16 protein-coding genes are annotated in these 16,328 nt (G+C 66.2%); 7 read left to right on the top strand and 9 right to left on the bottom strand.

Features of this window, described 5'->3' with window-relative positions:
- Positions 1 to 179 precede the first annotated feature (179 nt).
- The 3 genes from M1P90_RS17565 to M1P90_RS17555 form a co-directional block, all read right to left on the bottom strand.
- Positions 180 to 725, bottom strand: a complete 546-nt coding sequence (locus M1P90_RS17565; protein ID WP_483704551.1) for a DUF84 family protein — start codon at positions 723 to 725, stop codon at positions 180 to 182.
- Positions 722 to 1,981 carry a DUF58 domain-containing protein gene (locus M1P90_RS17560; RefSeq protein ID WP_483704549.1) on the bottom strand — a complete coding sequence of 420 codons (1,260 nt, stop codon included), beginning with the start codon at positions 1,979 to 1,981 and terminating at the stop codon, positions 722 to 724. Before M1P90_RS17560 ends, M1P90_RS17565 begins: the two co-directional genes overlap by 4 nt.
- 213 nt (positions 1,982 to 2,194) lie before the next feature.
- Entirely contained in the window at positions 2,195 to 3,148 is a 954-nt protein-coding gene (locus M1P90_RS17555; RefSeq protein WP_483704547.1) for an AAA family ATPase, read from the bottom strand.
- Positions 3,149 to 3,517: 369 nt separating this feature from the next.
- Here M1P90_RS17555 and icd point away from each other — a divergent pair, with 369 nt between their 5' ends.
- Complete coding sequence (gene icd, locus M1P90_RS17550) at positions 3,518 to 4,870, top strand: NADP-dependent isocitrate dehydrogenase (RefSeq protein WP_483704545.1); 1,353 nt, start codon at positions 3,518 to 3,520, stop codon at positions 4,868 to 4,870.
- A gap of 74 nt (positions 4,871 to 4,944) precedes the next feature.
- On the opposite strand, the gene M1P90_RS17545 is transcribed toward icd, so the two are convergent.
- The 3 genes from M1P90_RS17545 to M1P90_RS17535 all read right to left on the bottom strand — a co-directional run bounded on the left by M1P90_RS17545 (position 4,945) and on the right by M1P90_RS17535 (position 6,662).
- Positions 4,945 to 5,595 (bottom strand): CBS domain-containing protein, encoded by a 651-nt coding sequence (locus tag M1P90_RS17545; protein WP_483704543.1) that lies wholly within the window; start codon positions 5,593 to 5,595, stop codon positions 4,945 to 4,947.
- 118 nt (positions 5,596 to 5,713) lie between these two features.
- Positions 5,714 to 5,953 carry a hypothetical protein gene (locus M1P90_RS17540; RefSeq protein WP_483704541.1) on the bottom strand — a complete coding sequence of 80 codons (240 nt, stop codon included), beginning with the start codon at positions 5,951 to 5,953 and terminating at the stop codon, positions 5,714 to 5,716.
- A gap of 97 nt (positions 5,954 to 6,050) precedes the next feature.
- Positions 6,051 to 6,662, bottom strand: coding sequence for an RNA polymerase sigma factor (locus tag M1P90_RS17535; protein WP_483704539.1), 612 nt, complete (start codon positions 6,660 to 6,662; stop codon positions 6,051 to 6,053).
- A 219-nt stretch (positions 6,663 to 6,881) separates the two neighbouring features.
- On the opposite strand from M1P90_RS17535, the gene M1P90_RS17530 reads away from it, so the two are divergent.
- Complete coding sequence (locus M1P90_RS17530; RefSeq protein ID WP_483704537.1) at positions 6,882 to 9,401, top strand: nSTAND1 domain-containing NTPase; 2,520 nt, start codon at positions 6,882 to 6,884, stop codon at positions 9,399 to 9,401.
- A gap of 216 nt (positions 9,402 to 9,617) precedes the next feature.
- Positions 9,618 to 10,448 carry a hypothetical protein gene (locus tag M1P90_RS17525; RefSeq protein ID WP_483704535.1) on the top strand — a complete coding sequence of 277 codons (831 nt, stop codon included), beginning with the start codon at positions 9,618 to 9,620 and terminating at the stop codon, positions 10,446 to 10,448.
- Positions 10,449 to 10,546: 98 nt separating this feature from the next.
- Here the strand turns inward: M1P90_RS17525 and M1P90_RS17520 are convergent, their stop codons facing one another.
- Positions 10,547 to 10,951, bottom strand: coding sequence for a globin domain-containing protein (locus M1P90_RS17520; protein ID WP_483704533.1), 405 nt, complete (start codon positions 10,949 to 10,951; stop codon positions 10,547 to 10,549).
- Positions 10,952 to 11,121: 170 nt separating this feature from the next.
- Between M1P90_RS17520 and M1P90_RS17515 the strand changes: the two genes are divergently transcribed.
- The 4 genes from M1P90_RS17515 to M1P90_RS17500 all read left to right on the top strand — a co-directional run bounded on the left by M1P90_RS17515 (position 11,122) and on the right by M1P90_RS17500 (position 14,249).
- A complete protein-coding gene (locus M1P90_RS17515; protein ID WP_483704531.1) occupies positions 11,122 to 11,577 on the top strand; it encodes a hypothetical protein in 456 nt (151 codons plus the stop codon).
- A 178-nt stretch (positions 11,578 to 11,755) separates the two neighbouring features.
- Positions 11,756 to 12,601, top strand: a complete 846-nt coding sequence (locus tag M1P90_RS17510) for a carbohydrate-binding family 9-like protein (RefSeq protein WP_483704529.1) — start codon at positions 11,756 to 11,758, stop codon at positions 12,599 to 12,601.
- Positions 12,598 to 13,440, top strand: a complete 843-nt coding sequence (locus tag M1P90_RS17505) for an ATP-binding cassette domain-containing protein (RefSeq protein WP_483704527.1) — start codon at positions 12,598 to 12,600, stop codon at positions 13,438 to 13,440. The genes M1P90_RS17510 and M1P90_RS17505 overlap by 4 nt, the downstream gene beginning before the upstream one ends.
- A complete protein-coding gene (locus tag M1P90_RS17500; protein WP_483704525.1) occupies positions 13,440 to 14,249 on the top strand; it encodes an energy-coupling factor transporter transmembrane component T family protein in 810 nt (269 codons plus the stop codon). Before M1P90_RS17505 ends, M1P90_RS17500 begins: the two co-directional genes overlap by 1 nt.
- 93 nt (positions 14,250 to 14,342) lie before the next feature.
- Here M1P90_RS17500 and M1P90_RS17495 read toward each other — a convergent pair whose 3' ends face one another.
- Together M1P90_RS17495 and M1P90_RS17490 are read right to left on the bottom strand one after the other, a co-directional pair.
- Positions 14,343 to 14,885: a GNAT family N-acetyltransferase gene (locus tag M1P90_RS17495; protein WP_483704523.1), complete on the bottom strand. Its 543-nt coding sequence runs from the start codon at positions 14,883 to 14,885 to the stop codon at positions 14,343 to 14,345.
- A 122-nt stretch (positions 14,886 to 15,007) separates the two neighbouring features.
- On the bottom strand, positions 15,008 to 16,159 hold the full coding sequence (locus M1P90_RS17490) for a homospermidine biosynthesis protein (protein ID WP_483704521.1): 1,152 nt from the start codon (positions 16,157 to 16,159) through the stop codon (positions 15,008 to 15,010).
- Between the last annotated feature and the right edge of the window lie 169 nt (positions 16,160 to 16,328).

The raw sequence follows: 16,328 nt of genomic DNA, 5'->3' as shown, positions 1-16,328 counted from the left end.
ATTCAGGAGTCAGGAGTCGGGAGTGAGTGGACGCTGACGCACGCGGAGAACGCGGATCAGTGCATAACGCTATTTGTCCGTGTGTGTCGGCGTTCATCTGCGTCCCATCGTGAGAAACCTTGACAGAGACAGGACGAATGACTGGGCTGGCTGTTTCGTCCTTTGTCATTGGTCCTTCGTCATCTTTCTTCATACAGCTCGGCGTGCAGAAACGGCGCGAGCGCGCGGCAAAACACATCGTTCAGTGCGGACTCGCGGGTGATCAGGCCGCCGGTGAGGTAGCCAATTGCGCCCTGCTTCTGCTTGATGTTGCTGGTGCCAAGCAGCCCGTCCATCAGCGTGCCCAGCTCGGCACCGGCGCGCAACTGCGCGACAAAGCGCGGCGGCACCAGAATCTGCCCGCCCCGCGCAAGCGACTCGCGCTGCCCATCCACAATCGCGACCACGCTGTACAGCCAGGCCGCGCCATCGGCGTCGAACTCCACGCCACCTTCCAGCCCAACGCCCCAGTGCGCGCCGAGGGCAGCGCAGGCGGCCAGGGCGCGCTGACGCGCCCCGCGCGCCATTTCGCCGTAGCCGAGTGGCATGGCAGGCACGCCCGAAGGCACATCAATAGCATGCACCTCGGCGGGGATGCTGGCGCGCTCAAGCGCCGAGCGCACGGCGTTGACCTTGATCGGGTTGAGCGAGCCGACCGCGACATGGAGTGGCGTAGGGAAGTTCATAGCGCCTCCTGCGCGGCGTGCGGCTGCGCGCCGTTGGTGGCGGGCCTGCGGGCGGAAGCGCGCCCATTGCCGCGAAAGTCGGTGTGCGGCGGCGCGTGTTTCACCAGCACGCCCGGCACGGTGGGCGGCGCGTCTTCGCCCAGGTACAGCCACGCCACCGAGCGGCCAGCCTCACGCTGGCGCAGCAGCGCGGCGCGCGTGCCTTCGGGCGCGATGCCACTGAGCAGCAGGATCGTTGCGCCCCAGGGCAGCGTGCTGGCGGTGGTGCGCAGCAGCCGCGCCATGGGCGTGACGGAATAGTGCGTCAGGCGGGCCAGTGTTTCCATGATTCGTTCAAGCTGGGCCGGGCTGCGGCCGGGCGGCAGGCTCACAAAGCGCTCGAACTCGGCGGGCGCACCATTCACATACAGGCCGACGGCGTAGCCCTCGCGCAGCCCGACCTGCGCCAGCGTAGCCGCCGCGCTGATCAGTCGCTCGATCTGCGCTTCGTCGATGCCCTGCCAGTAGAACTCAAACGAGTCGAGGTCGAGAAAAATTGCCAGCTCACGCGAGGTGGTTGGCTCGTAGATGCGGGTTTGCAGCGTGCCCGTGCGCGCGGTCGCCGTCCAGTGCACGTCTTTCAGCGGGTCGTCGGGGTGGTAGTCGCGCACGCCGACGGTGCGCATGGGGTCGCGGATGAGCTGGCGGGCGCGCAGTTCGCCAAGCGGGTTGCGCGGCGGCAGGCCCAGTTCGTCGAGCGGCAGCAGGCGCGGGTAGACAATAATGCTCGTCTGGGCGGGCTGCTGCATCTCGCTGCGGTAGAAGCCAAACGGGTCGCCGCCTTCCAGGCTGGCCGGGCCGAGCCGGTACGCGCCGCGCGCGGTGCAGCGCAGGCGGTAGCGCCAGACCACGCTTTCGTACCAGCGCAGGCTGGTGATGCGATTGATCACCTGCCGCCCCTCGGTGTCGAGCCGGCGGTCGTGCCCGATGATGGCGAGCGGGGCGGGCACAATGTCGCGCACCACCAGCGCCACCAGCGGCAGCGGCTTGCGATTGGCGATGCGGATGGTCAGCTCAACCTCGTCGTCGGGGAAGGCGCGTGGCTGGCTGAGTTCGCGGCTGTAGCTCAGGCGCAAGAGCGACCAGCGATCCCACTGCCAGGCCAGCCACGCGGTGGTGAGCAGCAGAATGCAGATCAGCGCCAGCAGGCCCTGCCCGGTGAGCAGCGACAGAAAGGTCAGGACGATCAGGCCCTGGATGGTTTGGCGACGGAACATCCGCGTCCTTCAGGAAACTCTTGCCCGCAAACGGCGAGCGAAACCGTTTACCACCAAGACACGAAGACACCAAGATATTTTTATTATGCATACTGCGAAATATGAGTAGCTGTTTCGTGAAACCTTCGTGTCTTTGTGCCTTCGTGGTTGCGTATTCAATACGCACTTCGCGTTCTTTGCGCTCTTTGCGGTTTGTCGCTTGCGTCTCGCGCTTTACTCAACCGGCGCGGGCACTTTCGCAACGGCATTGCGCACGACCTCGGCGGGCGAGCGGCCGCGCAGCCGCGCCTCGGGCGCCAGGATCAGGCGGTGCGCCAGTACGGGCACGGCCAGCTCCTTCACGTCGTCGGGCCGCACGAAATCGCGCCCGCGCAACGCGGCCAGCGCCTGCGCGCCACGGTGCAGCGCCAATGAGGCGCGTGGCGACGCGCCAAGCTGCACGTCGTCGCTGGCGCGGGTGGCGCGCACAACATCGACAAGGTAGCGCCGCACCGGGTCGGAAACGGGCACGCTGCGGATGGCGTGCTGCTGCTCCAGCACGGCGGCGGCGTCGGCCACGGGCGCGATGCCTTCCAGCGGCTCGGATTGTTCGTAGCGCTCCAGAATTGCGACTTCTTCTTCGGCGGCGGGGTAGCCCAGCTCCAGGCGCAGCATAAAGCGGTCGAGCTGCGCTTCGGGCAGCGGAAAGGTGCCTTCCAGCTCAACCGGGTTTTGCGTCGCCAGCACCAGAAACGGCCGCGGCAGCGCGTGCGTCGCGCCGTCGATCGTCACCTGCCGCTCCTGCATGGCTTCCAGCAGCGCGCTTTGCGTGCGCGGCGTCGCCCGGTTGATCTCGTCGGTGAGCAGCACATTGGTGAAAATCGCGCCGGCGCGGAACTGAAACTCGCCCAGCTTCTGGTTGAAGTAGGACAGGCCGGTAATATCGGTGGGCAGCAGGTCGGGCGTGAACTGGATGCGGCGGAACTCGCCAGCGATCGAGCGGGCCAGCGCGCGCGCCAGGGTGGTTTTGCCAGTGCCGGGCACATCCTCCAGCAGCACGTGGCCCTCGCACAGCAGCGCCACCAGCATCAGGTCGACACAGCTTTCTTTCCCGATGATCACGCGCGCGATATTGGCGCGAATGCGGTCGGCCATTTCGCGAACCGCCGATGCGGCAGCAACAGTCACGCAGTGCTCCTTCAAGCAATCGCGCCGCCATGGAGGCGGCCAGCAATGGGGCGGGGTGTGGTGCGGCGGCAGTGTAGCATAGCGGGTAGGCAGTGTCAAAGATTAAGGATGTTAAAGCAGGGCCAGGTCAAGGTTCCAAAATGTATCCACAGATTACGCAGATTACGCAGATATCAGGTCTCTCATCTGCGTAATCTGCGTAATCTGTGGATACTTGCCGTTTCCTGTACATTTTTGGTGTAGCCCCATGGCCGAAGTGCCCGATTGGAATGCAGCGCCCCGCGTGATGGTATAATAGCGGGCGGTTCGTGCCCCGGCGTGCCGCGCCGCGCCTGGCGGGTGCAATCTAGAACAGCTTAAGGAGACACAATGACCGCGACAAGCTCACAGGCTCCAGCGGGTGAGATCATCACGATCCAGAATGGCAGCCTGCAAGTGCCCGATTTTCCGATCATCCCGTTTGTGGAGGGCGATGGCACCGGCCCCGATATCTGGCGCGCCAGCGTGCGCGTGTTCGATGCGGCGGTTGAGAAAGCCTACGGCGGCAAGCGCAAGCTGATGTGGCACGAGGTGCTGGCGGGCGAGAAGGCGTTCAAGCAGACCGGCAACTGGCTGCCCGACGAGACGGTGGCGGATTTCCAGAAGTACCTGGTCGGCATCAAAGGCCCGCTCACCACGCCGGTCGGCGGCGGCATCCGCTCGCTGAACGTCGCGCTGCGCCAACTGCTCGACCTGTATGTGTGCCTGCGCCCGGTGCGCTACTTCACCGGCGTGCCTTCGCCAGTCAAGCGGCCCGAGCTGGTCGATATGGTGATTTTCCGCGAGAACACCGAAGACATCTACGCGGGTGTTGAGTACCGCGCCGGCACGCCCGAGGCGCAGCAGGTGCTCGATTTCCTAAGCGCGACCTTCCCGAAAGACTTCGCCAAGGTGCGTTTTGGCGACGCCGCGAAGTCATCCGACTGGCGGCAGCTGATCGGGCAGGACGCCGACTCGTCGGTGGAGGTGGGCATTGGCATCAAGCCGGTGAGCAAGCTGGGCGCGCAGCGCCTGATCGCCGCCGCCATCCAGTACGCGATCACGCACCAGCGCCGCAATGTCACGTTTGTCCACAAGGGCAATATCATGAAGTTCACCGAGGGCGCGTTCCGCGACTGGGGCTACGACCTGGCCGAAGGCGCGTTTGGCGACCAGTGCTACACCTGGAGCCAGTGGGAGCGCACCAAGGCCGCGCGCGGCGAGGCAGCCGCCAACGCCGAGCAGAAAGAAGCACTGGCCAGCGGCAAAATTCTGGTGAAGGACGCGATTGCCGACATTACCTTGCAGCAGGTGCTGACGCGCCCCGACGACTTCGATGTGATTGCGACGCTGAACCTGAATGGCGACTACCTGAGCGACGCGCTGGCGGCGCAGGTGGGCGGCATCGGCATTGCGCCGGGCGCGAACATCAACTATGTCACCGGGCACGCGATCTTCGAGGCCACGCACGGCACCGCGCCGAAGTACGCCAACCTCGACAAAGTCAACCCCGGCTCGGTCATCCTGTCGGGCGACATGATGCTGCGCTACATGGGCTGGAGCGAAGCGGCCGACCTGATCATCAAGGGGCTGGAAAGCGCCATCGCCGCCAAGACCGTGACCTACGACTTCGCGCGCCTGATGAACGGCGCGACCGAGGTGAGCTGCTCGGGCTTTGCCGACGCGATGATTAGCCATATGTAGGTTTGAGTTTTGAGTGTTGAGTTTTGAGTTGAAAAGACATCAACTCAAAACTCAACACTTATCATTCAAAACTCCTACAGGTGATCTTCCTCAACTGGCTCGGGCGGCCCCCAGCCGCGCTCCTCGACCACCTGGAACAGGTCGGTGTCGCTGATGATGCCCACCGGCTCGCCGCCCTGGCTCACCACCGCGCGCCGAATGTTCTTGTCGATCATGAGCTGACTGCAATCGCGCAGGCTGGTTTCGGCGGTGACATCGATCAGCGGGCGGGTGGCGATCTCACCAACTTTCACCTCTTCGGGCGCGCGATTGGCGTTCACAATGCGCTTCAGCACGTCGCGCATGGTCATAATCCCCCAGTCGCCCTCGTCGCCCGGCTCGACCAGCACACTGGTAATGCCTTGCTGGTGCATCAGGTGCATGGCGTTCATCACGTTTTCGCCCGGCGAAATCGAGATCACCTTGCGCGTCATCACCTCGCCAACGCTGAAGGGCCGCTGGCGGTCGACGGCGGGCGAGGGCTTAGACATGCTTTTCGCCAGCGACTGGCGGTAGGCGTCGAGGTTGTACATGGCGACGCTGACCGAGCGGCGCTGCCCGCGCGCGGCGGCCACTTCCATGCTGCCTTCCAGAAACGTGACCAGCACATAGGCCTCGCCGCCGGTTGGCGGGTCTTCGAGAAGTTCAATCGTTTGCCCGTTGAAGCGGCCGGAAATGGTGTACATCTTTGTTCTCCTTACACGGCTGTTTCTTCACGCTATGGCGGCGGGCGCGGGCGCGGCGCTCACGGATGATCCAGTATAGCATGCGCAGGTACAAGTCAGTTCGCCGCATCAGGACGCGCTAGCCGCCCACGGCGCGCTCCAGCAGCGGCGGCTCTTCGTCGGCGGCAAGCTCGGCCAGCGCCTGGGCGCGCAGCTGCTCGAAGGCGGCGCGCTCGGCCGGCGACAGACGGCTCAGAATCAGCTGGAAGTTTTTGATCGCCTGCTCGCCATTCTGCCCCACCAGCGGCACGCCGTGCGCGTTTGCATCGCCGGGGTAGCGCGCGGGCGGCGCTGTTTCCACATGTTTCACGATCTTCATCACATCCTCCCCAGCGATAGTAGGCAGTAGCCAGTTGGCAAGTTGCAGGTTGACGGAAACATGCGAACGTTCAACCTTCTGACCTGCAACTCGTTTCTTACCCGACGGCGAGCCCTTGCAGCGCCGGGTTGCGCTGCAGCCGCTCCAGCAAGTTGCGCTTGGTGCGGTAGATCGCGTCGATGCTTGGGAACAGGTCGGGGTGGCGGGCCTGTATGGCGCGCGGCGGCTGGTCGTGCACAAAGCTCTCGACCAGCAGCGTGCGCTCGGCGGCGCTGTGCGCCACGGCGTTCACCAGCTGCCACAGCTCGCCGCGCTCCAGGTCGCCAATCACCAGCTGCTCTGCCGACGCGCCGCTCCGCTCGGTGGCGGGCTGGATGCGCCGCTCGTGCGCCAGCTGTGCGCGGGCGATATCGATCACCGTGCTGGAAACGCAGCTGCGCAGGTAGGCCAGCAGGCTCGCCAGCGTTGGGAACTGGCCGAAGCGCTCGGGCGTCAGCGCCGACCACGCCCGCGCAAACGCCTGATCGGCCACGTCGTCGGCGCGCTCATCGACCGACAGGCGCACGCTGAAGCGGCGCGCCCAGGCCAGCAGCAGCCCGCGGTAGCGCGTGTAGATCACAGCCCATGCCTGGCCGTCGCGCCCGACGATTGCGCGCCGGAACATGTCGTAGCCCTCGTGGTCGGTCAGTTCAATAGTCGGGGTGTTCATCGCTTTCCTCCTGTGTTGCCGTGCTTGTGTTCGTGGCCACAGTGAAGCATGGCGGCCCCGCGCAGGAGTATGACTTTGCGCTACAAAAAGTGAGATAAAAAGCGATAATTGGCGTTTTTGCCCGTTTATATCTATGAGAGCGGTGCGGCGGGGAGGCGATGGTCTTGGGGGGAACCGCGCCGCTCTCGCATGAACAGCGGCAAATCGCAGAGGTGGCGCGTGGCAGTGAACGACGAGGTGATTGAGGAAGTATTCTCGTTTGGCGAGTGGGTGCGCCTGCGCCGTCGGGCGCTCGATCTCTCGCAGGAAGAGCTGGCGCAGCGCGTGGCCTACAGCGTCGCCACCATCCGCAAGATCGAGTCGGATGGGCAGCGCCCTTCGCGCGACCTTGCGCAGAAGCTGGCCGAGCCGCTGCGCCTCGCGCCCGACGAGCGCGAAACCTTTGTGCAGGTGGCGCGTGGCACGCTGCGGGTCGGTCGCCTGCCCCCACCCAACCTCGACGCGCTGGTTCCGCCGCGCCGCACCCCGGCCGCGCCCGCGCCGCGCCCGCCCTGCCCCTACCCCGGCATGGTGCCCTTCAGCGAATACACCAGCGAGCTCTTTTTCGGGCGCGAGGCCGAGGTGCAGGATCTTGTGGCGCGGCTGCACCTGCACCCGTTCCTGGCGCTGATCGGCCCATCGGGCAGCGGCAAGTCGTCGCTCGTCTTCGCTGGGCTCATCCCCGCGCTGCGCCGCAGCACGCTGTTTGGCGAGGGCGAGTGGCTGGTTCGCACCATGCGACCGGGCAGCGCGCCGCTGGCGGCCCTGGCCGAAGCAACCGGGAACGACGCCGCCGCGCTGCTGGCGCGCACCGCGCACGCCCGCCTGCTCTTGGTGATCGACCAGTTCGAGGAAGTGTTTGCCGCCGCGCCACCCGACGCCGCGCAGTTCCAGGGGGCCGTTCTGGCGCTGGTGGCGCAGCCGGGCTGCTACGTGGCGCTGACGGTGCGCGCCGATTTCTACCCCGACCTGATGCTTGCGCCGCTGTGGCCCTTGATCCAGCGCCAGCGCGCCGAGGTCGTGCCGCTCGATGCGCGCGGCCTGCGCGCCGCGATTGTGCAGCCCGCCCAGGCGGTTGGCGTGCAAGTCGAGCCGGCGCTGGCCGAGCGGCTGGTGGCCGACGCCGCTGGTGAGCCGGGCGTGCTGCCGATTGTGCAGGAAACGCTGCGCCTGCTTTGGGATCGGCTCGATGCGCGCAGCCTGCCGCTGGCTGCCTACGAAGCGATTGTGCTGCCGGGTGCGGGCGCGCGTGCCGGCCTGCACGTGGTGCTGGCGCGCCGCGCCGACGCCGCGCTGGCCGCGCTCGACCTCGCCGGTCAGGCGATTGCGCGGCGCGTCTTTCTGCGCCTGGTGCAGTTTGGCGCGGGCCGGGCCGACACCCGCCGCCAGCAGTCGCTCGACGCCCTGCGCGCGCACGCCGACGACCCACGGGCGTTCGAGCGCGCCGTGTTGCACCTTGCCGAACAGCGCCTGCTGACGCTCAGCGGCGCGCAGGGCGGCCCGCGCCACGCCGACATCGCCCACGAAACGCTGATCACCAGCTGGCCGACGCTGCAAACCTGGCTGGCCGAGCGCCGCGAGGCCGAGCTGGAGCGCCGCCGCCTGGAAAGCAAGGCGGACGAATGGCTGCGCCTCGGGCGCGGCGCAAACGGTCTGCTCGACGATCTGGAGCTGGCCGAGGCCGAGCGCTGGTTATCTGGCCCCGACGCCCTTGAATTAGGGTTTGAGGAAGCCCTGCCAGCCCTGGCGCAAGCCAGCCGCGATGCCCTGCTTGCCGCCGAGCAGGCCCGCGCTGAAGCCCAGGCGGCTGCGCTGGCACAGGCTCAGGCCCTCGCCCGGGCGCAAAGCCGCGCCGTGCGCAACCTGCGCGCACTGGTAGTTTTGCTTAGTGTGCTGGTGCTTGCCAGCGCCACCGTTCTGGCCCGCCCGCTGTGGCTGCGTCAGCAGGCAATCTGGGCTAGCCCCACGGTCGCCGTTGCCGTGCCCGGTGGCCGCGCCACCATCGGTTCGAATGACGCCTTTGCCGCGCCGCCCAGCCGCCCGGCCCGCACGGTTGCCTTGCCGCCCTTCGCCATCGACGCGCACGAAGTATCGAACGCGCAGTTCTGCCTGTGCCGCGAGGCGGGCGGCTGCGGCAACGACCCGGCCTACGCCGCGCAGCAGGTCTGCGAGGCCGCGATTGCCGACCTGCCGGTCACCAACGTGACGCTGCCGCAGGCCAGCCAGTTCTGCGGCTGGCTGGGTCGCCGCCTGCCTACTGAGGTGGAATGGGAGTGGGCCGCGCGCGGGCCGGATGGGCGGCGCTTCCCCACCGGCGACAGCCCGCCCATCCCCGGCGCGGTCAATGTCGGCGCGAGCAGTGGCGGCGGCGCGTCCCAGCCGGTTGCAAGCCTCCCCGCTGATCGCACGCCCGACGGCGTGGCCGACATGGCTGGCAACGTACAGGAGTGGACCAGCTCGCTCTACCTTCCCTACACGCAGCCGGGCGCGCTGGCCGCCACCTGGCCCGCTCCCGCCGACGCCGGCCAGAAGCCCGCGCCCGCAGTGGTGCGCGGCGGCAGCTTCTACACCACCGCCGACGGCGCCGACGCCACGCGCCGCTACCCGCTGCTCGCCAATCAGGCCTACAGCTACCTCGGCTTTCGCTGCCTCGACGGCGTGCCGCTTGAGCAGCTGCGCAGCACGCTTGGCGCCCAGTAAACCATTACGCACTACGCCACGCACTATGCACTATGCACTACAGAGCCAAGAGCATAGTGCGTAATGCGTGGTGCGTATTTTCGTTGCGCATCGTCTGCTTTCTCCACAATCCCCACTGCCAATGCAAGAAAACGACACCCTGTAATCGCGTGCCATCCGCGAAAACCCGGCAAGGCCGCGTTTAGATAAGAAACTGACACACAATGGGAGGATGCAATGAGTGATGAAGCAAGGTGGCAGCCACGCAAAATCTACCCAAGCACAACCGACACGTCGCGCAAGGGCACCCCGGTTGAGTTCAAAGAGTATTTGAAGCATGACGGCTATGTGACCGGCATCGCCTACTACTCGAACCCGCAGGGCCAGGGCAACTTCCGCATCTACGTGCACGGCCAGCCCGAGGCCGTCGATAAGTTTGCCGCCGAGGCCAGCATCATCTCCATGGAGTTTGCGCCCGGCACCGACGCCGATTTCGCCTTTATGCGCGAGCGCCAGGCCGAAGCGTGCAAGCTCCAGAGCGAACGGCTCCAGCGCCAGCTCGAAGCGCTGCACAAGCTTTCCGACCCCGCCGCCGTGAAGGAAATGTCGGAGGAAGATCGTGCCGAGCTGCTGCGCGAAGCATCCGACCCGCTGCCCGAGCACGATCACGACAAGCCCAACCTGCAGCGCGACCGCCTGATCCAGATCGAGGTGCTCGACGAGCGCAAGCCGCGCACGCCTTACTTCCTGAAGTTCACCATCGACCCGTCGGTGGCGCGCGGCACCTGCGACATCTGGAGCATGTTCGACAGCAGTGTGATCGAAACCTGGGCTAACCTGGCGTGGACCGGCGGCGACCCCGATCTTTACCTGTATCGCGGCTTTTCTGAGATGGCGCGCAGCACGAATGGCGCCGGCTTCAACGAAAGTGTGTACGCCTGGGGCGGCTGGGGCGAGTGGAAGCTGCACGTCTACGGCTTCAGCGACGGCAGCTCGTATGAGATCAGCGAAGTTGCGCGCTGGTATCAGGACTGGTGGGGCGGCGACGACGTGCCGCAAACGCACTAGCACCTGCCGAGGGGGAGCAGCAAAAGGACGAGGGATTTTCCCTCGTCCTTTTGCGTGTGCCAAAATCTGTGTAATCTGTGTAATCTGTGGATGTTCTCTCAGCCGCGCAGCTCGATGCCGGCCTGACCCTGCTGGTTGATCATAAACGTCCCGGCGCGCTCGAAATACTCGCGCAGGGCGCTGCGCACCGGCTCGGCAAAGCCCACCTCGTCGACGGCGGCGAGCATATGCCCCACCCAGGCGTCGCGTTCCGCCTGACCGATCGCAAAGGGCATGTGGCGCATGCGCAGGCGTGGATGCCCGCGCTGGGCATTATAGCGCGGCGGGCCGCCAAAATACTGCGCAATAAACAGGAACTGACCTTCTTTCCCCGGCTCAAGATCGTCGGGGAATAGCGGGCGCAGCAGCGGGTCGGCCTCGACGCGGGCGTAGAAGCGCTCGACCAGCGCGCGAAACGGCGGATCACCGCCGGCAAGCTCATAGATGGTTTGTTGGTTGCTCATGCCCCTATTATACAGGATGCGCGCGGGTGGTATCTGTTGATCCAAACAGTCGTGTAACACAACGCCGCCTGCCGAGACCATAGGTGCAGAGAGCGAATTGAAAGTGCGCCTTCATCGCACCGCAATCGCTCACAGCCGATTGGTTTTGTGATCGACGAAAGGAGCGACCCATGGAAACAACGCTGTACCAGGTCTACGCCGACGCCCACGCCGCCGAGGAAGCCGCCAAACAGCTTGAGGGCGCAGGAGTGCCGCGCGCGGCCATCCGCATGCTCGCGCCGGGCGGCAGCGCACATACGGGTAGCTTTGCCGACAGCGGCGGCCACCAGCACAGCGCCGAGCGCGACCGGGTTGGCAGCTTCGCCAGCGGCCAGAGCGCGAGTGACACCTCGCGCGAGCACATGGGCAGTTTTGCCGACGCGGGCGCGCACGCGCATAACGCCGAGCGCGACCGGGTTGGCAGCTTCGCCACCGGCGCATTTGCTGGCGAGCTGGCTGACGCCGGGCTCGACGCTGATGCTGCGCAGCGCATCGTGGAGCAGATGCACGACGCCGCAGTGGTCCTTATCGTGCGCGCCGACGAGGCGCTCGCGAGCCGCATAAGCGCGCTGCTCAAGGGCGCGTAGCGTCCCGCTTCTGCCGGCGAACAACGAACGACAAATGACGAATGACGAATGATGAACGACGAAAGGCGGCACTCTGAGTGGCAGAAGGGTGCCGCCTTGCTGACTCCTGACTTCTGGCTCCTGACTCCTGCTACAATACGCGCCATGCACCACCGCCACAGCAAAGCGAGGTTTGCGCATGGCCGCATTTCCCTGGCCCGAAGACAAAATCGCCCATTACACCGCCTACCGCGTCGGCGCGCCGCCCACCGTCGATGGCAAGCTGGATGAAGCATGCTGGCAGGCTGCGCCGCGTTCGCCGCGCTTTGCTGACCTGATCAGCGGCGCGCGCGCCGTGCACGACACCCGCGCCGCCGTGCTGTGGGATGACGAAAACCTCTACGTTGGCTTCTGGGTCGAAGAGCCGCACGTCGCCGCCACGCTCACCGAGCGCGACTCGCTGATCTACACCAACAACGACGTCGAGGTCTTTATTGCCGGCCAGGATGCCTACTACGAGTTCGAGATCAACGCGCTTGGCACGATCTACGAAGTGTTCTTCATCTGGGAAGAAGCCTATGCGCGCGGCGGCTACGCGCAAGCGCCCGAGTTCGGGCGCGACCATCCGCAGGTGCTGCCGTTCAACGGCGTGGGCTTCACCAGGCACCCTCGCGGGCCGCGTATTGGCTTCTGGAACTGGGATTTCCCTGGCCTGCGCTCGGCCGTGCATGTGGACGGCACGCTCAACGACGACAGCGACCGCGACCGCGGCTGGACGGTCGAGCTGGCTTTTCCGTGGGCGGGAATGGGCTGGCTGGCGCATGGCGATGGTCGCGCGCTGCCGCCACGCCACGGCGACACCTGGCGCATGGATTTTTCGCGCTTCAACCAGTATCGCGCCGCGCCGCCCGCCGAGGACTCGAGCGGCTGGGCCTGGAGCCCGCACGGCGTGTGGGATTCGCACATCCCCGAGTGCTTTCCCTTCATCCACTTTTCCGATACGCTGGTGGAACACGCCGCAACCGCTCAGGGCGCGCCCGAATGACCGACCCGATCATCAGCGTCGAAAACCTCGCCTACCGCTACCAATCCGGCCCGCCCGGCCGATTTGCGCTGGAAAATATCAGCGTGCAGATCGCGCGTGGCGGCTGCACCGCGATTGTGGGCGTCACCGGCTCGGGCAAATCGACGCTGGTGCAGCATTTTAATGGCTTGCTGCGGCCCGCTGCCGGGCGCGTGCTGCTGAACGGCGCCGACCTCGCCGGGGCAGATATGCGGGCGGTGCGGCGCGCGGTGGGCATGCTGTTCCAGTTCCCCGAGGCGCAGCTGTTCGCGCCAACGCTGTTTGCCGACGTGATGTTTGGCCCGCAGCGCGCCGGCCTCCCTTCGGCTGCCGCCGCCGCCCGCGCCGCCGACGCGCTGGCGCTGGTGGGCCTGCCGCCGCACGACTACGCCCTGCGCTCGCCATTCAGTCTTTCGGGCGGGCAGCAGCGCCGCGCCGCGCTGGCTGGCGTGCTTGCGCTCGACCCGCAGGTGCTGGTGCTGGACGAGCCGACGGTTGGGCTGGATGCGGCTGGTCGCGCCGAGCTGCTCCGCGCGATTGGGGCGGCGCGGCAGGCGCGTGGCGTCACCGTGGTGCTGGTGTCGCACGACATGGCCGAAGTGGCCGCGCTGGCCGATTGGGTGGTGGTGCTGCAAGGCGGGCGGCTGGTGGCGCAGGGCCCGCCCGCCGCGATTTTTGCCGACCCGGCCGCGCTGCGTGGCTGGGGGCTGGCCGCGCCGCCGCTGTTCGAGCTGCTGGCGCTGCTGCGTATGGAGGGGATTGCGCTTCCTGACGGCATTTCCACAGTTGCGCAGGCCGTTGCCGCGCTGCGAGGGCGCTGATGTTCGAGCAGTTTGCGCCCGGCACCTACTTCCCAATCGACAGCCCGCTCCATCGCCTGCGTGCGCGTACCAAGCTGCTGGCGCTGGTCTGGCTGGTTGGCTACACCACGGCGGCAAATCAGCTTGGCCGCGTTGCGCCCTACGCCGCGCTGGTGCTGCTGGCCCTGCTTGGCGCGGCGCTGGCGCGCGTGGGCGCACGGGCGCTGTGGCGGCGCATGCGCTGGCTCACGCTGCTGACGCTGCTCGGCACCATCCCGGCGATTCTGCTGCTGGGCGTGGAAGGAACGACCTGGTTCGCGCTCGGCCCGCTGGTAGTGACCTATGAGTCCGTGCGGGTGGCCGCGCAACTGGCGGTGTCGTTTCTCGCGCTGTACTTGCTGGCGTTGTTGCTGACGATGACGACCTCGCCGGTGGCGCTGATCGAAGGGGTGACGATTCTGCTCGGGCCGCTGCGCCGCCTGCGCCTGCCCGTCGATGCCTTTGCGCTGATGGCGCTCCTGGCGCTGCGCTTCATTCCCACGCTGGCGAACGAGCTGGAGCTGCTGGTCAAGGCGCAGCTTGCGCGCGGTGCCGACTTCCGGCACGGCTCGCTGCGCGCCCGCCGCGACAGCCTGGCCGCGCTGCTGGTTCCTGCCTACGCCGGGGCGCTGCGCCGCGCGGGCGAGCTGGCAACCGCGCTGGAGGCGCGTGGCTTCACGGCAGAACAGCCCGCCACCCTGCTCTACGAGCGCCCGCTCGCCCGCGCCGACTACTTCTGTCTGGCGCTGGTGGTGGGCGCGAGCCTGGGCGCGCTGCTTCTGCCGATGTGATCCCACACGCAAAAGAGCCACCGAGCGCACCGAGGTCACAGAGAAGAAAACTCGGTGGCCTCTGTGCGCTCTGTGGCTTTTTCCCGAAGCGATTCACTTCAAAAACGGCATCAACTCCTGCCAGTTCGCCGCGTCCTCGGGCGTCGCGATGTCGGGCGCGAAGCCAAACGAGCGATACAGATTGATCGCCGGCACACGCGCGCTCGATGTGTCGAGGAAAGCGTGGGTGTGGCCCAGCTCGCGCAGCCGCCAGCAGGCCAGCGCCAGCATCGGCTTGGCCAGGCCGCGCCCCTGGTAGTCGGGCACAATCGCCACCCAGTGAATGCGGCCGATCTCGTCATCGTCTTTATCGTTGCCAAACCAGGCGGTGATTGTGCCAATCGGTGCGCCCGCATCATTGCGAATGAAGATCTGGCGGCGCGGCAGCTCCTCAGGGTGCGAGCCGAACGCCCGCCAGAAGCGCGCTTCGTCGATTGGGAAGTGGCGCTCGGCGGCCTGCTGCACCGCCAGCCATGCCGCGACGTCGCCGTGATGGTAGTATGTCGCGCTGAAGCCGGGCGGCAGCGCGAAATTGGGCAGGTTGTCCATGTTGGCGCGGCGCATTGCCACGTCGACGTTTCGGTCGATGATGGTCATTGCATTTCTTCTCTAAGCTGCTTGGGAAAGAACTGATTTATAGCCTGCGGCAGCATGGTATTTCGATTATTGTTGTGCGCAGTTTTCGCGCTACGCGCGAAAACTGCGCACAAAGCAGCGCCCTAATGCCCCGCGTCCGGCGTGCCGCGCCCGATGGCCGTGCCGCCACCGCCGCCCAGAATGTCGTCGCTGTGGTGGGGCGTGCTGGCCTTGGCGTAGTCGTCCTGCAAATCTTGCAGCAGCGAGTCGCGCTGGTCGTACAGGCGCTTCAGCGGGCGCGCGCCCACACATTCCAGCGCGTAAGCGGTGAGAATTGGCATCACAATCGTGCTGTCGGCGTAGCACACAATCGTGTCGGGCAGCTGGTCGGGGTCGACTTTGCCCCACGTCATTGCCTCGCTGGGCGTTGCGCCGCTCAGGCCGCCCGTGTCGGGGCGCGCGTCGGTGAACTGGATGAAGTAGTCGTGGCCCTTTTCCGAGATGCCCATGATTTCCTGAAGCTGCGGCTCGGTTTGCAGAATGAAGTTCTTGGGCGAGCCGCCGCCAAAGATCATCACGGCGCTCTGGCCGCCGCCCTTTTTGGCGCGGTGGACAATTGCAGTCGTTTCGTTCACATCGCGCTCGACATCGAACTTGAGCTGGTTGCCAGCTAGCGCCAGCGCCGCCACATTCATGCCAATCGTCGAGTCGCCCGGGCTGGAGGTATAGAGCGGCACGCCGCATTCGTGCGCCGCCGTCAGGATCGACACATACTCGGTGCCGATCGCTTTTTCGCGCGCCTGCGTGTAGCGCCCCAGCAGGTAGTGCAGCTCGGCCGTGCCCATGGTGCGCTGGAACTCGGGGCCGCGAATGCACTGGCGCAGAAATTCATCCGACTCCAGCAGCACGTCCTGGTCGAACAGAATGTCGTAGATGCGAATAATATGCTTGTCGCGCAGCTCGCGGTCGTCGGTGAAGGGCGTGGTGTTGAACAGCTCGAAGCCCAGCGAGCGGTGCATGTCGTGGTAGAGGTTTGCGCCCGTGCTCACCACCCAGTCGATCAGGCCGGCGCGGATCAGCGGTACAATTGCCGACGTGCCCAGGCCGGTTGGCGTCAGCGCGCCCGAAAGCGTCACGCCCACGGTCACGTCGGGCTGGGCGATTTTGCGGGCGAAGAGCTGGCAGGCTTCGCGCAGCCGCGCCCCGTTATAGGCATACAGGTGCTGGTCGACGAGGTCGCGCACGCTCAGCCCCGGCCCGATTGGCCGCGGATCGAGTTTCACACCATAGGCCATTGGTTTTCTCCTTATGCGCTCAACAATGCCGCCGGGCGGCGCGGCTATTATAGCAGAAGCCCTTTTGCCGCCCGCAGCGTGCATCCCCGGCGCATACGATTTCGTAGGACATGGAGCCGCCAGGTGCGGGGATGGGGCGGGGTTGGGGCCATTGTTGTGAAGGATGCTG

It is taken from the genome of Kouleothrix sp. 19917, assembly GCF_057073505.1.
The sequence above is the reverse complement of the archived record's forward strand: the minus strand, read 5'-3'. Positions and strand labels throughout refer to the sequence as shown.

Coding starts and splice junctions, on each gene's coding strand:
- M1P90_RS17525 (WP_483704535.1), top strand. CDS start 9,618: ATGAGTGATGAAGCAAGGTGGCAGCCACGCAAAATCTACCCAAGCACA.
- M1P90_RS17515 (WP_483704531.1), top strand. CDS start 11,122: ATGGAAACAACGCTGTACCAGGTCTACGCCGACGCCCACGCCGCCGAG.
- M1P90_RS17495 (WP_483704523.1), bottom strand. CDS start 14,885: ATGACCATCATCGACCGAAACGTCGACGTGGCAATGCGCCGCGCCAAC.
- M1P90_RS17500 (WP_483704525.1), top strand. CDS start 13,440: ATGTTCGAGCAGTTTGCGCCCGGCACCTACTTCCCAATCGACAGCCCG.
- M1P90_RS17505 (WP_483704527.1), top strand. CDS start 12,598: ATGACCGACCCGATCATCAGCGTCGAAAACCTCGCCTACCGCTACCAA.
- M1P90_RS17535 (WP_483704539.1), bottom strand. CDS start 6,662: ATGAACACCCCGACTATTGAACTGACCGACCACGAGGGCTACGACATG.
- M1P90_RS17565 (WP_483704551.1), bottom strand. CDS start 725: ATGAACTTCCCTACGCCACTCCATGTCGCGGTCGGCTCGCTCAACCCG.
- M1P90_RS17540 (WP_483704541.1), bottom strand. CDS start 5,953: ATGAAGATCGTGAAACATGTGGAAACAGCGCCGCCCGCGCGCTACCCC.
- M1P90_RS17520 (WP_483704533.1), bottom strand. CDS start 10,951: ATGAGCAACCAACAAACCATCTATGAGCTTGCCGGCGGTGATCCGCCG.
- M1P90_RS17545 (WP_483704543.1), bottom strand. CDS start 5,595: ATGTACACCATTTCCGGCCGCTTCAACGGGCAAACGATTGAACTTCTC.
- M1P90_RS17490 (WP_483704521.1), bottom strand. CDS start 16,159: ATGGCCTATGGTGTGAAACTCGATCCGCGGCCAATCGGGCCGGGGCTG.
- icd (WP_483704545.1), top strand. CDS start 3,518: ATGACCGCGACAAGCTCACAGGCTCCAGCGGGTGAGATCATCACGATC.
- M1P90_RS17510 (WP_483704529.1), top strand. CDS start 11,756: ATGGCCGCATTTCCCTGGCCCGAAGACAAAATCGCCCATTACACCGCC.
- M1P90_RS17560 (WP_483704549.1), bottom strand. CDS start 1,981: ATGTTCCGTCGCCAAACCATCCAGGGCCTGATCGTCCTGACCTTTCTG.